Source organism: Shinella sedimenti (assembly GCF_022601905.1).
GTDB classification, from domain to species: domain Bacteria; phylum Pseudomonadota; class Alphaproteobacteria; order Rhizobiales; family Rhizobiaceae; genus Shinella; species Shinella sedimenti.
Genome location: NZ_JAKVIN010000007.1, coordinates 322680 through 335477 on the forward strand (window position 1 = coordinate 322680; position 12798 = coordinate 335477).

At 62.7% G+C, this 12798-nt stretch carries 12 protein-coding genes; 3 read left to right on the forward strand and 9 right to left on the reverse strand.

The genetic code is table 11. From position 1 onward, the window contains the following. The 4 genes from MKI86_RS17820 to MKI86_RS17835 form a co-directional block, all read right to left on the reverse strand. Entirely contained in the window at nucleotides 1–1638 is a 1638-nt protein-coding gene (locus MKI86_RS17820; RefSeq protein ID WP_241603498.1) for a monovalent cation/H+ antiporter subunit D, read from the reverse strand. Continuing rightward, entirely contained in the window at nucleotides 1635–1973 is a 339-nt protein-coding gene (locus MKI86_RS17825) for a Na+/H+ antiporter subunit C (protein ID WP_241603501.1), read from the reverse strand. Before MKI86_RS17825 ends, MKI86_RS17820 begins: the two co-directional genes overlap by 4 nt. Further along, a complete protein-coding gene (locus MKI86_RS17830; RefSeq protein WP_241603504.1) occupies nucleotides 1973–4891 on the reverse strand; it encodes a monovalent cation/H+ antiporter subunit A in 2919 nt (972 codons plus the stop codon). The genes MKI86_RS17825 and MKI86_RS17830 overlap by 1 nt, the downstream gene beginning before the upstream one ends. A gap of 93 nt (nucleotides 4892–4984) precedes the next feature. Continuing rightward, entirely contained in the window at nucleotides 4985–5251 is a 267-nt protein-coding gene (locus MKI86_RS17835) for a hypothetical protein (RefSeq protein ID WP_241603509.1), read from the reverse strand. A gap of 506 nt (nucleotides 5252–5757) precedes the next feature. Here MKI86_RS17835 and MKI86_RS17840 point away from each other — a divergent pair. The 3 genes from MKI86_RS17840 to MKI86_RS17850 all read left to right on the forward strand — a co-directional run bounded on the left by MKI86_RS17840 (nucleotide 5758) and on the right by MKI86_RS17850 (nucleotide 7976). Continuing rightward, nucleotides 5758–6066: a DUF2934 domain-containing protein gene (locus tag MKI86_RS17840; protein WP_241603512.1), complete on the forward strand. Its 309-nt coding sequence runs from the start codon at nucleotides 5758–5760 to the stop codon at nucleotides 6064–6066. A 103-nt stretch (nucleotides 6067–6169) separates the two neighbouring features. Then, nucleotides 6170–6532 (forward strand): YbaN family protein, encoded by a 363-nt coding sequence (locus tag MKI86_RS17845; RefSeq protein ID WP_241603515.1) that lies wholly within the window; start codon nucleotides 6170–6172, stop codon nucleotides 6530–6532. Between the two features lies 1 nt (nucleotide 6533). Beyond that, on the forward strand, nucleotides 6534–7976 hold the full coding sequence (locus tag MKI86_RS17850; protein ID WP_241603518.1) for a cryptochrome/photolyase family protein: 1443 nt from the start codon (nucleotides 6534–6536) through the stop codon (nucleotides 7974–7976). 1 nt (nucleotide 7977) lies between these two features. On the opposite strand, the gene phnN is transcribed toward MKI86_RS17850, so the two are convergent. The 5 genes from phnN to phnE (MKI86_RS17875) form a co-directional block, all read right to left on the reverse strand. Beyond that, complete coding sequence (phnN, locus tag MKI86_RS17855; RefSeq protein WP_241603520.1) at nucleotides 7978–8574, reverse strand: phosphonate metabolism protein/1,5-bisphosphokinase (PRPP-forming) PhnN; 597 nt, start codon at nucleotides 8572–8574, stop codon at nucleotides 7978–7980. After that, complete coding sequence (locus MKI86_RS17860) at nucleotides 8571–9710, reverse strand: alpha-D-ribose 1-methylphosphonate 5-triphosphate diphosphatase (RefSeq protein WP_241603728.1); 1140 nt, start codon at nucleotides 9708–9710, stop codon at nucleotides 8571–8573. Before MKI86_RS17860 ends, phnN begins: the two co-directional genes overlap by 4 nt. 2 nt (nucleotides 9711–9712) lie before the next feature. Then, entirely contained in the window at nucleotides 9713–10420 is a 708-nt protein-coding gene (locus MKI86_RS17865; protein ID WP_241603525.1) for a DUF1045 domain-containing protein, read from the reverse strand. 93 nt (nucleotides 10421–10513) lie between these two features. Next, nucleotides 10514–11863 carry a phosphonate ABC transporter, permease protein PhnE gene (phnE, locus tag MKI86_RS17870; protein WP_241603731.1) on the reverse strand — a complete coding sequence of 450 codons (1350 nt, stop codon included), beginning with the start codon at nucleotides 11861–11863 and terminating at the stop codon, nucleotides 10514–10516. Continuing rightward, complete coding sequence (phnE, locus tag MKI86_RS17875; protein WP_241603733.1) at nucleotides 11860–12780, reverse strand: phosphonate ABC transporter, permease protein PhnE; 921 nt, start codon at nucleotides 12778–12780, stop codon at nucleotides 11860–11862. The genes phnE (MKI86_RS17870) and phnE (MKI86_RS17875) overlap by 4 nt, the downstream gene beginning before the upstream one ends. Nucleotides 12781–12798: the final 18 nt, after the last annotated feature.

The window sequence follows — 12798 nt, forward strand, 5'->3', positions numbered from 1 at the left end:
TCAGATCCCTCCCCCGCCTTCGGGCCCGCTGGGTTCTTCGACACCGACACGGCGGGCATTGATCACCGCATCGATGTAGGTCGCCGGCTGTTGAAGGCCGCTGACGGTCTCTTCCATATAGCGCATGACAGGACCGGCCTGCACGGTGAGCGCGAGCGTCATCGCGATCAGCAGCAACACCGGTGCCATCTCCATGACGAGGACGCGCGGAACGGTGCCTTCCATCGAGGCCCAGAAAGTGCGGATACCGGCGCGTGTCATGGAGATGAGTGCGGCCAGCCCCGACAGGATGAGGAGCGCCACGATCCACCAGACGGACGCCGGAATCGGCGCGTCGGCGGAAACGCCGCTGCCGATCATGCCCGTCAGCATGGCGAACTTCGCCACGAAACCGGAAAGCGGCGGCAGGCCCGAAAGCAGGATACCGCAGGCGGCAAAGCAGACGCCGAGCACGGCGATGGTCGCAGGCATGGTCACGCCCACCTCGACCTCCTGCTCTTCCTCGTCAGCATCGCCATAGGCTTCCATCGTCACCGCGAGAACCGAGGCGCCGGCGTCCTGGCCACGCTCGACCAGTTCGATGAGCAGGAAGAATGCCGCGATGGTGAGCGTGGAGCTGACCATGTAGAACAGCGCCCCGGCCGTCACCATGCCGTTGTTGAGGCCGAGCACGGCAAGCAGCGTGCCCGACGATACAAGCACGGAGTAGCTCGCAAGTCGTCCCAGCGCCTGGGACGCGAGAACGCCGATCGTGCCGAAAGCCACGGTCGCCATGCCGCCGTAGAGCAGGACATTGAGGCCTAGCCCTGCAGACTCGCCCTGGCCGAACACCAGAAGCGAAAGCCGCAGGATGACGTATATGCCGACCTTGCTCATGATCGCGAAGATGCCGGCAACGGGCGCCGTGGCCGCGCTGTAGGCGGCCGGAAGCCAGAAGTTCAGGGGCCACATGCCCGCCTTGATGAGGAAGACAATGCCGAGAATGGCGGCGCCCGCCTCCAGCAGCATGCGCCGGTCGCCTTCGATCTCGCCGATGCGCACCGCGAGATCGGCCATGTTCAGCGTGCCGGCGGAACCATAGATGGCGCTGACCCCGATCAGGAAGCACAGCGCGGCAGCCAGGTTGACCGCGATATAATGCAGACCAGCCTTGACGCGCATGGGGCCGGAGCCGTGCATCAAGAGACCGTAGGAAGCCGCCAGCATGACTTCGAAGAAGACGAAGAGGTTGAAGAGGTCGCCCGTCAGGAAGGCGCCGTTCAGGCCCATCAGCAGGAACTGGAAAAGCGAGTGGAAATGCGCGCCCGCCGCGTGCCAGCGTGCCAGCGCGTAGACCAGCGTTGGAACGGCGAGGATGGAGGCCAGCACGAGCATCAGAGCGGAAAGCCGGTCGACAACCAGGACGATGCCGAAGGGTGCCGGCCAGTTGCCCAGCATGTAGACACCCTCAAACCGCTCCGGGCCATAGCTTGCAAGGCGGAACAGACTGACGGCGATGGCGACGAGCGCGAGGCACGACACCACGCTGATCATGGCCTTCACGACGCGCTGGCGCTCGTCAAAGAATAGCAGGAGCGCGCCCGCGAGCAGCGGAATGAGGATCGGCGCGATGATGAGGTTTTGCTGCCAGCCGCTCATTTCGGCTGCTCCCTACCATCGACGTGGTCCGTGCCGGTCAGGCCGCGTGCGGCCAGCAACACAACGAGGAAGAGGGCCGTGGTCGCAAAGCCGATGACGATCGCCGTCAGCACCAGCGCATGCGGCACCGGATCGGTCAGCGTCGAGGTGTCGACGCCCTCGCCCAGGAGGGGCGCCGCATTGGATTTCACGCCACCGACAGCGAAGATGAAGAGGTTGACGGCATAGGACAACAGCGAAAGACCGATGATCACCTGATAGGTGCGCGGGCGCAGCAGGAGCCAGACCCCGGATCCCGTCATGATGCCGATACCGATTGCGAGAACGAGCTCCATCAGGCTTCCTCCGCCTTGGGGGCGTCGAGATTGCGAACCCGATGCGTACGAATGGACTGGTGGGCGAGCGCGATGAGGATCAGCACGGTCGCACCGACGACTAGGGAGAAGACGCCGAGGTCGAACATCAGCGCCGATGCCATCGGCACCTTTCCGATAAACGGTACGTCGAGATATTGCGAATGAGACGTCAGGAACGGATAGCCGAATAGCCAGGCGCCCATACCCGTGAGCGGCGCCACGAGAAGGCCGAAACCCATCCAGCGTAGGGGCAGGATGCGCAGCCTGTCTTCCGCCCAACGCACACCGCCCGCGAGATATTGCAGAAGGAAGGCGATCGCCATGGTCACACCACCGGCAAACCCGCCACCCGGCAGATCATGGCCGCGCATGAACAGGTAGATCGCGAAGGTGACGATGACCGGGAACATCCACTGCATGATGACAGACGGCACCAGCAGGTAGTCCCGCACCGTATCGCCGGCCGAGCGCTCGGGGCGCTCGTCGTCATAGGCAGCCTGGATGCGCTGCTGTTCGGGTTTCTCGATACTGTCAGCGGCGGGGCGGAAGCGGCGCAGCAGTGCGAAGACTGTCAGCGCCACGATCGCCAGCACCACGATCTCGCCCATCGTGTCGAAGCCGCGGAAGTCCACGAGAATGACGTTGACGACATTGCGCCCGCCGCCTTCCGTGTAGGCCTTCTCCAGGAAATAGCTGGCGATGGCATCCGGCACAGGCTGCTTCATGATCGCGTAAGACAGCAGGAACATGCCGAAGCCGCAGGAAACGGCGAGCAGGAAATCGCGGAAGCGACGCCCGCGCGCGGCGAGCGTCACGGAGTTGTCGACCTTCTCGTAGCGTTTCGGCAGCCAGCGCAGCCCGAGCAGAAGCAGCACGGTCGTTACGATCTCCACCACGAGCTGCGTGATGGCGAGGTCGGGCGCCGAAAGCCAGACGAAGGTAATGCAGGTGGTGATACCAGCGCCGCCGAGCAACACGAGGGCGGCCAGCCGATGGTACTTCGCCTGGTAGGCGGCGGCAAGCGCGCAGAACGCGCCGATGCACCAGATAGCCGCGAAGATGGGATCAACTCCGCTGAAGGCGACTGGCGCCGGCGTGAAGCCGGCCATGTAGAGCGGCACCACGCCCGCAAGCAGGCCCGCGGCGGCAATCAGGCGCAACTGCGGCTGGAGATTACGCGTGCCGAAGCGGCTTTCCATCCAACGCGCCCATTTCCACGACAAGGTGACCAGCACGCGCTCGAAGATACGCTGTCCGGCAAGATGACGGAAAAGCGGCGGACCATCGTCGCACCGGGCGAGATAATCCTTCAGCAAGATATAAAGCAAGACACCGCCGGCAAGCGCGATCATGCTCATGATGAGCGGCGTGTTGATGCCATGCCAGATGGCGAGGCTATATTCGGGCGTGCGATCGCCGAGCACCGAGACAACGGCCGAATGGAGGAACGGCCCGATTGAGAGGCCGGGGATAATACCGACGACGAGGCATGCCAGCACCAGAAACTCAACGGGGAAGCGCATCCAATGCGGCGGCTCGTGCGGCTTCGGCTTTGGGAGATCCAGAGGCGCCGGACCGAAGAAGACGGTGTGGATGAAGCGGAGCGAATACACCACGGAGAAGGCGCCGGCGAGCGTCGCGATATAGGGCAGCATGCGGTCCAGCATGGAATCGGCATGCGTTTCGACCGCCTCGGCGAAGAACATTTCCTTGGAAATGAACCCGTTGAGCAACGGCACACCGGCCATGGCGGCACTCGCCACCATGGCGAGCGTACCCGTGATCGGCAGGTACCTGTAGAGCCCGCTCAATCGTCGCATGTCGCGGGTGCCCGTTTCATGGTCGATGATACCGGCAGCCATGAAGAGCGACGCTTTGAACGTTGCGTGGTTCATCATGTGGAAGATCGCCGCAACCGCGGCCAATGGGCTACCGAGGCTGAGCAGTGTGGTGATGAGGCCGAGATGGCTGATCGTCGAATAGGCGAGCAGACCCTTCAGGTCCTGCTGGAACATGGCGAAATAGGCGCCGAGCAGCAGGGTGCAGGTGCCGGCAATGCCGACCAGCATGAACCATTCATAGGTGCCCGACAATGCAGGCCAGAAGCGGACCAGAAGGAAGACGCCCGCCTTCACCATGGTTGCTGAATGCAGATAGGCGGAGACCGGCGTCGGCGCCGCCATGGCGTTCGGTAGCCAGAAATGGAAGGGCACCTGCGCACTTTTCGTGAGCGCGCCGATCAGGATCAGAACCAGCGCCGTCAAGTAGAGCGGATGAGCCTTGATCTGGTCGCCCGCCCCCAGAACAACGTCGAGATCGTAGCTGCCGACGATATGGCCAAGCACGAGGAGACCTGCCAGCAGGCAGAAGCCGCCGATGCCCGTTATCGTGAGCGCCATACGCGCGCCGTCACGCGCCGTGGCATTGTTGTGCCAGTAGCTGATCAGCAAGAAGGAGAAGATGCTGGTCAGCTCCCAGAACACCGAGAGCAGAATGATATTGCCGGAGAGAACGATGCCGAGCATCGAGCCCATGAAGGCGAGCAGGAAGGAGAAGAAGCGCGGAACCGGATCTTCTTCCGACATATAGTAGCGGGCATAGAGAACGACGAGGCAGCCAATTCCCGCGATCAGCATGGCGAAAAGCCAGGCAAAACCATCCATGCGCAGCGTGAAGTTCAGGCCGAACTGCGGCAGCCACTCGATATCGAGCCGAAGCTTTCCACCGGAGCGAACGGCGGGATACACGGCAGCCGTCAGCACCAGGCACAGGAACGTCACGGCGCCAGCCATGCGGGCAGCGAGAACGCGGGAATCCGTCCGGAGCAGCATGATCGCCGCAAGGCTTCCCAAAAAGGGAAGGCAGACCAGCAGGACCAGAACCATTTCACCTGTCATTGTTTAATCGATCGCTTTCGAACGTCGGTGCTTCTTTCACGCCGGCGCGCCGGCTCCATGCAAAGCCGCGCGATCCGCAATGATCGAACGGCGTCAGGCGATATTCGCAGGCGGCGCACGCGCCGCCGATGTCACGAGATGGCTATCGGCGAAAGAACGCGTGCGGCCCGGTCCCACGCCGGCAGCAGAGCAGAACGCCCCGAAGAACGCGGCTTCATGCTCACAGACCAGCTCGACACCGCGCCCGTCCGAAGACATCAGCTTTCCGGCGACCTGCCCCTTCGCCCCCTCCACACGCGCGGAAGCAGCAAGAGAACCGGCGCTCTTCTGCGTGCCATGGACAAGGACGCGTGGGGTCACGCTACCAGATGCGGGAGCCGAGAGCGCGAATGCCAGGAGCAAAATGCAGGTGAACGTAGAGCAGAGGAGGCAGAACGCCGGATAAAACGGCCGATACTGTCGCCTTGATCCCGTCAAACGCCTGCCTTTCGATTCGCTTGTCTTTGATGGATATTTTCGTATCCAGACAATACGTTGGCCGGATCGGCGCTGTCCACCCGCGAGCATGAAATTTTTCCAAAATTGCAACGATTTGCCGCGTCTGACAGGATGATTTTCCGTTTCCGGGGAAAACCATGTTCGACGACGCATGCAGGCCGGCTTGAAGCCCCGCCCCTTTGGGCGCATCCTTCTCAAGCGAATCGCACAAAGCAGGCCCACCCACGTTCCGGTTGACGGTGTCGTGGGCGGTTGAAGACTGGTGACGCGGGAAGGCCGACGGAACCGGAGAATTTCGTGCCGCAGCTTCGGCGGTCCCAACCGCGGCGCGCGCACGACATCAATTCACTCTTACTCGAGGACCAGCGATGACGGATACGCGAAAGGAATGGATCAGGAAGAGAGCCTATACGATCTGGGAGGAAGCCGGTCGGCCTGACGGGCGCGACGCTGACCATTGGGATCAGGCTGAACGGGAACACGCCGATTTCGAGAAGGGCGCGGTCGCGAAGAAGGCCGCCAAGAAGCCGCTGATCGAAATCTCAGGCAAGGCGAAGCCTGCGAAGGCGCAGGCGGCCAAGCCGAAGAAGAAGGAAGCCAAGGCGGAAAAACCAGTAGCCGCTAAAGTTCCCGCCAAGGCGAAAACGGCGAAGGCCGCAGCCGACAAGTCGATCTGATCCGCCGGCGGCGGCCTTTTCGTCCGCCGCGGCGTCCTGCCCCCTTGGAAGCCGGCGAAAAGCGCTCTATCTGGACCTCGACCACTCCCAAGACGAGGTTCCCGTGCGCTGGATCTACATGCTGGCCGGCCTTTTCATGACGGCGCTCGGCATTGTCGGCGCCTTCCTGCCACTATTGCCGACCACGCCGTTCCTTCTCGTCGCGGTCTGGTGCTTCTCGCGATCCTCGCCGCGCCTCGAGCAATGGCTGCTCAACCACCGCACGCTCGGACCACCGCTGACGAACTGGCGACGCGAAGGTGCCATATCGGCACGGGCGAAAACGATGGCTGTTTCCCTGATCGTCGCGAGCTACGGCTTCTTCTGGTATCGCACACAGCCATCGCCACTTTTAGCGATCATCGTCGGGCTGGTGCTAGCGGGAAGCGCCACCTTCATCCTCACGCGCCCGCTGCCGAAAGGTTGAGATGGTGACGAAGAACGAAGCGCCCGTCATTGTCTGGTTCCGCAAGGACCTTCGCCTGGATGACAATGCTGCCCTTACCGCGGCCACCGACACGGGACGTCCGGTGATCCCCGTCTATATCCGCGAGCCGGTCACAGCGGGCACAGGGCCGCTGGGTGCCGCCCAAGCCTGGTGGCTGCATCACGCGCTCGCCTCGCTCGCGACATCGCTGAAAAAAGCCGGTTCACCGCTCGTGTTGCGCCACGGCGCGGCAAACAGTGCTCTTCGAACGCTGATCGAAGAGACGGGCGCTGACACACTTTACTGGAACCGCAGGCACGATCCGGCGGGCATTTCCATCGATACGGAGATAAAGCGCGATCTCAGGGCCGAGGGTATCGATGTGCGCAGTTTCGCCGGGCAGCTGCTGCACGATCCGACGCGCCTGCTGACAGGCGAGAAAAAGCCCTATCGGGTTTATACACCCTTCTGGAAAGCGCTGGAGCGTGAGGGCGAACCGCCTGAACCAATTGAAGCACCGGCTCACCTCAAAGCTCCAGCGAAGGTGCCCCTGTCCGATACGCTTGATGATTGGGAACTGCTGCCTGCCAAACCGGACTGGGCAGCGTCCTTCAAGGAAATCTGGACGCCCGGCGAGGCGGCAGCAGGCGAACGCCTAGACGACTTCGTGGAAGGCGCCATCGCGGGCTACAAGGTGGACCGCGACCACCCCTCACTCGACGCCACCTCCAGAATGTCGCCCTATCTGGCGCTCGGTGAAATCTCCCCTGCCCGCGTCTGGCATGCGACGCGCGGCCTGAAAGCGCCGGTGGACGACGTGATCCATTTCCGCAAGGAACTGGCCTGGCGGGAGTTCTGCCACCATCTGCATTTCCATTTTCCCGCGCTTGCCGAAAAGAACTGGAACGAGCGCTTCGACGACTTTCCGTGGGAGAAGGCGGGCACGGATTTCGAGCTGTGGACGCGGGGCATGACGGGCTACCCGATCGTCGATGCCGGCATGCGCCAGCTCTGGCAGCACGGCTGGATGCACAACCGTGTTCGCATGATCACGGCATCGTTCCTCATCAAGCATCTGATGATCGACTGGCGGCATGGCGAGAAATGGTTTCGCGATACGCTTGTAGATGCGGACGCGGCCTCGAACCCGGCCAACTGGCAATGGGTGGCGGGATCGGGCGCGGACGCCTCACCCTTCTTCCGCATCTTCAATCCCATCCTGCAGGGCGAAAAATTCGATCCTGATGGCGCCTATGTCCGCGCCTTCGTGCCGGAGCTGGAGCATCTCGACGCGGCCTTCATCCACAAACCGTTCGATGCGCCCACGGACATGCTGAAAAAGGCGGGGGTCGAGCTTGGCACGACGTATCCCAAGCCGATCGTCGATCACGCCAAGGCGCGCGAACGCGCCCTGGCGGCCTATAAATCCTTGAAGAACGCCTGACCTAACCTTTCGCAGCCAAAGTGGCTGCCAGAAGCGACACGAGCGCTTCTCCGGCATCCTCCAACGCGCCGCTGTTGTCGATGACGACGGTGTCGGCTGCAACAACGATTTCCGGAGCAGCGCGAGCAAGGCGCTTGCGGATCGCATCCGCAGTCTCGCGGCCCCGAGCCGCGAGCCGCTCGGCAAGGATGTCCGGGCGGGCCGTGACCAGCACGACAGTGAGACGGGGATAGGCCGCCACAAAAGCCGGAAGTGCCGAACGGCTGCCATTCGCAACCAACGTCACGCCATTCTCCAGTTGCGCCAGCGTCTCTGCGGGAATGCCGTAGGAAAGGCCATGGGCGTCCCATGACACGGCAAAGCCGCCTTCCGATCTGCGCCGTGCAAAGCCCTCTGCATCGGTGGCCTCATGCGCCTCCCCGCCGGCGTCCGCAGGTCGGGTAATGACGCGGCGCACGAACTGCACGCATGCCTCGCGGGCGAAATGACGGGCGGCGTAAGACATGACACTGTCCTTGCCCGCGCCGCTCGGACCGACGACCACAACCATCGTGCCAGCGGCAGTCGGCAGCGCTTGCGGGTTCGCTTCTACGCTCATGCCACCCGGCGACCCTGGCGCCAGACTGAACGAACGACCGGCACGCCATCCGGCCGGCGCACGCGCACGATATCGGCGCGCAGGTCCGCGGCAATCGCACCGCGATCCTCGAGACCGACAGTGCGGGCGGGCGTGGTCGAGACCATCGCGATCGCCGTCGGAAGGTCGATACCCTCGACCTCGTCGGCCAGAATGAAGGGCGCATGCATCAGGCTGAAGGGCACATAGTCGGAGGACAGGACGTCGAGCACCCCAATCTTGGCAAGGTCGCGCGCGGCGATATTGCCGGAATGGGATTTGCCACGCACGATGTTTGGGGCGCCCATGAGCACGCTCATGCCCGCGCCGTGCGATGCTTTGGCCGCTTCGACGCTGGTCGGGAATTCGGCCAGACGGATACCGTAGCCAATGGCCTCCTCGACATGCTCGAGCGTCGCGTCGTCATGGCTGGCGACCGAGATATTGCGCGCCGCGCAGGATGCGGCGATGGCATCGCGATGCGGTTTGGCATAGCGAGCCGAAAGCTCCTGCTGCCGCTTGCAGAATCCCGCGAACTCGGCATCCGAAAGACCGCGCTTCTTCTGGTAGTAGAGAACGTACTGGTCCATGGTCTGGAATTGCCGCTGCCCCGGCGCGTGATCCATCAGGGAGACGAGACGGACCATGGGATCGTTCTCGAATTCTGCGTAATGATCCAATACGTTATCAGTAGAAACTTCACACCGAAGATGAATGAGATGTTCCGCGCGCAAACGGTCTTCGGCCTGCGCCTCGGAGAGCGCGTCGGCCATGGCGCGCATCTCGCCCTTTTCGAAACCACCGTCCGCATCCGAGCCCATGCGCAGACAATCGAAGACGGTAGTTATACCTGACGTGACCACCTGCGCATCATGGGACTGGATCGCTGCGGTCTTGCCCCAGCGGACGCCGGGACGCGGCGAATAATGCGCCTCGAGGTGGTCGGTGTGAAGCTCGACAAGACCAGGAATAAGGAAATCGCCTTCCATGTCTTCGCCGACCGTTGACGGACCTTCGGAGATATCGGCGATGAGGCCGTCGCGCATGATCAGTGAGCCACTGAGAACCCGATCCTCAAGTATGATTTTCGCATTGGAAAGAATGGTTTCGCGGGTCATCTTCATGCAGTCTTTCTGTTGATGGCTCCGCCTAGAGGGAAGAGCGAATGGACGGTGAAATCGGCGCCGCGCGACGGCTCTCGGAAGAGTGCCAGCCCGCCAAGCGTCAGCGGGCGGTCATGGAAATCGGCGAAATGGTCGAGAAGGGCGGCCTCCATTCCATCTCGACCTTCGGCCGGGACGCGGCCGGTCAGCGTCATGTGGAAGCGGAACTCGTCAAAGACATAAGGATAGCCCCACTGCACCAGATTTTGGCGCTCTGCGGTACCCAGCTCATCCGGCCTGCGGCGCGCAATGTCGGCAGAGGTGAGCGGCGCGCGAAAACGTTCGAAGCGCCGGACGACCTCGCCGGCAAAGCTTTGCAACGGCGCGCAATGATCGCCGGGCACCAGTGCGAAGAAGGACCCGAGACGTCCGACGACGAGTTGCGGAATATCGACAGCTTCCATCTCGCACACGAAACGGCCGAGTTCGGCGACAAGCTCGGCTTCGCTGCGGCCTTCGGCCAATGCGAACGGCGCCTTCAGGGTGGCGTGGAAACCATAGCGGCGCGGATCTGCCGTCAGCCCTGCCATGGCCGACGCCTCGAAGCCGCTAACGGCCGGCTGTTCGAGAGCCGCGCCGGTAAAGGCGTTCCGTCCCAGCCAGCGCTGGGCGGCAAGCGTCAGCGGGTCGCTGGCAGGCGGGGTGAAGTAAAGGGCGTATCGCAAAGGCTCATTCCTGTGAAACTCGTTCGACGCCGCTCGTGAAGGCGACGCCGGATCATGAAAGGATTCCTGTGGCAGCATCATGCCGCCACGCCATCAATGCATCGGTTTTCCGATCAGCCGCGACCGCAGCGCATTGGAAATACCATCGAACACGAAGACGACGAGGAGGATCAGCACCACCATATAGGCTACCTTGTCCCAATCGGCATTCGTGCCCATCGCCTCCAGCAGCTTCAGGCCGATGCCGCCGGCACCAACGGCGCCGATGATCGTCGCAGACCGGGTGTTCGATTCCCAGAAATAAAGCGACTGGGAGACGAAGACCGGCAGAACCTGCGGCAGCACGCCGAACCGGTTGACGGCTATGGACGATGCCCCGACGGACTTCACCCCCTCTCGCTGCTTATCGTCGACATTCTCCAGCGCCTCGGCATAGACCTTACCAAGCGCGCCCGTATCCGTGAAGAAGATGGCGGCGATACCGGGGATCGGCCCCGGGCCGAACCCACGCGTGAAGAACAGCGCCCAGATCAGCATGTCGATCGACCGCAGGAAATCGAAGAGCCGCTTCATGCCCCAGTTCGCGGCGCGGTTCAGGGTGATGTTGCGGGCGGCGATGAAGGCGAGCGGCAACGCGAACACTGTGCCGAGAAGCGTGCCGACGAACGCCATCACCAGCGTCTGGAGCAGCTTGGACAAAATGTCGGCGTGCTGCCAGGCGGTGTTGCCGAGAAAGTCATCGACCATATGGCGGATGTTCGAACGATCCGCATCGACGCGCTCGGCAAGGAGCGCGAGGTTCACGATCTCGCCGAACGATTTTCCCCAGAAGGGCGAACGGATATCGAAGAAGAAGTTGGCCCAGCCGAGGAACCGGCGCTGGACATAGACCTGCGATCCGCGGATCTCGGCACTGCCCTCGAAGCCATAATCGACCATCACCTTCGTGCCGTCGAAAACAACGCCTGCGGGCGTTCCCTCCGGCGGCGCCACACCCTCCGCGGTGATGTCGACCGGATAGACTGTGCCGCCAACAAGGACATCAACCCGGTCGGGATGGACATCCAGCCGGTTAGCCTCGCCTTCATAGATCACGCTGTAACCACCGTCGGCCATCGGACGAAGCCAGTCGATATCCGCACCCTCGGGATATTGCCGGCGGCTCGACCATTGCGGCACGACGGCACCATCGACGAAGCGCAGACGCGGCTGCGCGCGCCAGGAATACCAATCCTGCACATAGATGGCGGCACGGTCCCAGCGCCCCTGCATGAAGGCCGGACCGACATTGAAGGCTGCAAAGCAGATGGCGAGATAGAGAACGGTAGTACCGACACACAACGCCAGCCCCCAACGCTGCCAGAAACTGCGCCGGAAGATATCGGGATAGGTGGCCAGAAGCCGGTCGCGCTCGGCGGCGTGGATCATGGTTGTCGACATCAGACGGCTCCCCGTGCGGTGTCCAGGAACTGCTGGCCGATCAGGCGCCGGCGCAGCCACGACGAGAACTGGTCGACCGCGATGATGGTGACGAGCAGGAGGATGACGATCGCGTAGGTTTTGGCGGCATGGTCGCGGCCGATGGCAAGGCGGAACACCTCGCCGATCCCGCCGCCGCCGACGGCCCCGATGATGGTCGAGGCGCGCACGTTGATCTCGGCGCGCAGCAGCGTGTAGGACACGAAATTCGGCAGGACCTGGGGAACGATAGCGTAGCGCACCCGCTCGACCCAGCTTGCGCCGGTGGCCCGCAGCCCCTCATCCGGCCGCATGTCAACATTCTCCACGACCTCGAAGAACAGCTTTCCGAGCGCGCCGATCGTGTGGATGGTGATCGCCACGATTGCGGCAATCGGCCCGATGGACAGGATGGCGGTCAGAAGACCGGCGACCACGATTTCCGGAAAGGCGCGCATGACTTCCATGATACGCCGCACGACCCAGCGCGTAGCGCCCGCGCCGACGAGATTGGTGGAGGCAAAGAAGCACAGCAGGAAGGCCAGCCCGAAGCCGATGATCGTCGCGATCAGCGCGATGTTCACGGTGATGATCAGCTGGTAGATGAAATGCGGGATGTAGAAGCCGTCGGCGATGTAGACCCGCTCGGACGTGTAATCATAACGCAGCGACCCATCTGCATAGGGCGACGGCAGGTCGAACATCGCCCGCACGATTTCCATCGGGCTATCGGGCACGAAATTTCGGATGAAATCGAAGACGTAGGGCAGACGTTCGAAGAACTTGCCGGAATTCGCACTGTTGGCGAAATCGAGCGACGCCCAGAGTGCCACGAGGAAGACGATGATCGCGATGGCGGTATAGATCCGCCGCGTCCTCAGCTGTTGCTGATGGTGCCGCATCACCGCGGCGGCGGACGG

Bases quoted from the DNA above. Each gene is read 5' to 3' on its own strand.
- MKI86_RS17820 (WP_241603498.1), bottom strand. From the start codon at position 1,638: ATGAGCGGCTGGCAGCAAAACCTCATCATCGCGCCGATCCTCATTCCG.
- MKI86_RS17825 (WP_241603501.1), bottom strand. From the start codon at position 1,973: ATGGAGCTCGTTCTCGCAATCGGTATCGGCATCATGACGGGATCCGGG.
- MKI86_RS17830 (WP_241603504.1), bottom strand. From the start codon at position 4,891: ATGACAGGTGAAATGGTTCTGGTCCTGCTGGTCTGCCTTCCCTTTTTG.
- MKI86_RS17840 (WP_241603512.1), top strand. From the start codon at position 5,758: ATGACGGATACGCGAAAGGAATGGATCAGGAAGAGAGCCTATACGATC.
- MKI86_RS17850 (WP_241603518.1), top strand. From the start codon at position 6,534: ATGGTGACGAAGAACGAAGCGCCCGTCATTGTCTGGTTCCGCAAGGAC.
- phnN (WP_241603520.1), bottom strand. From the start codon at position 8,574: ATGAGCGTAGAAGCGAACCCGCAAGCGCTGCCGACTGCCGCTGGCACG.
- MKI86_RS17860 (WP_241603728.1), bottom strand. From the start codon at position 9,710: ATGACCCGCGAAACCATTCTTTCCAATGCGAAAATCATACTTGAGGAT.
- phnE (WP_241603733.1), bottom strand. From the start codon at position 12,780: ATGCGGCACCATCAGCAACAGCTGAGGACGCGGCGGATCTATACCGCC.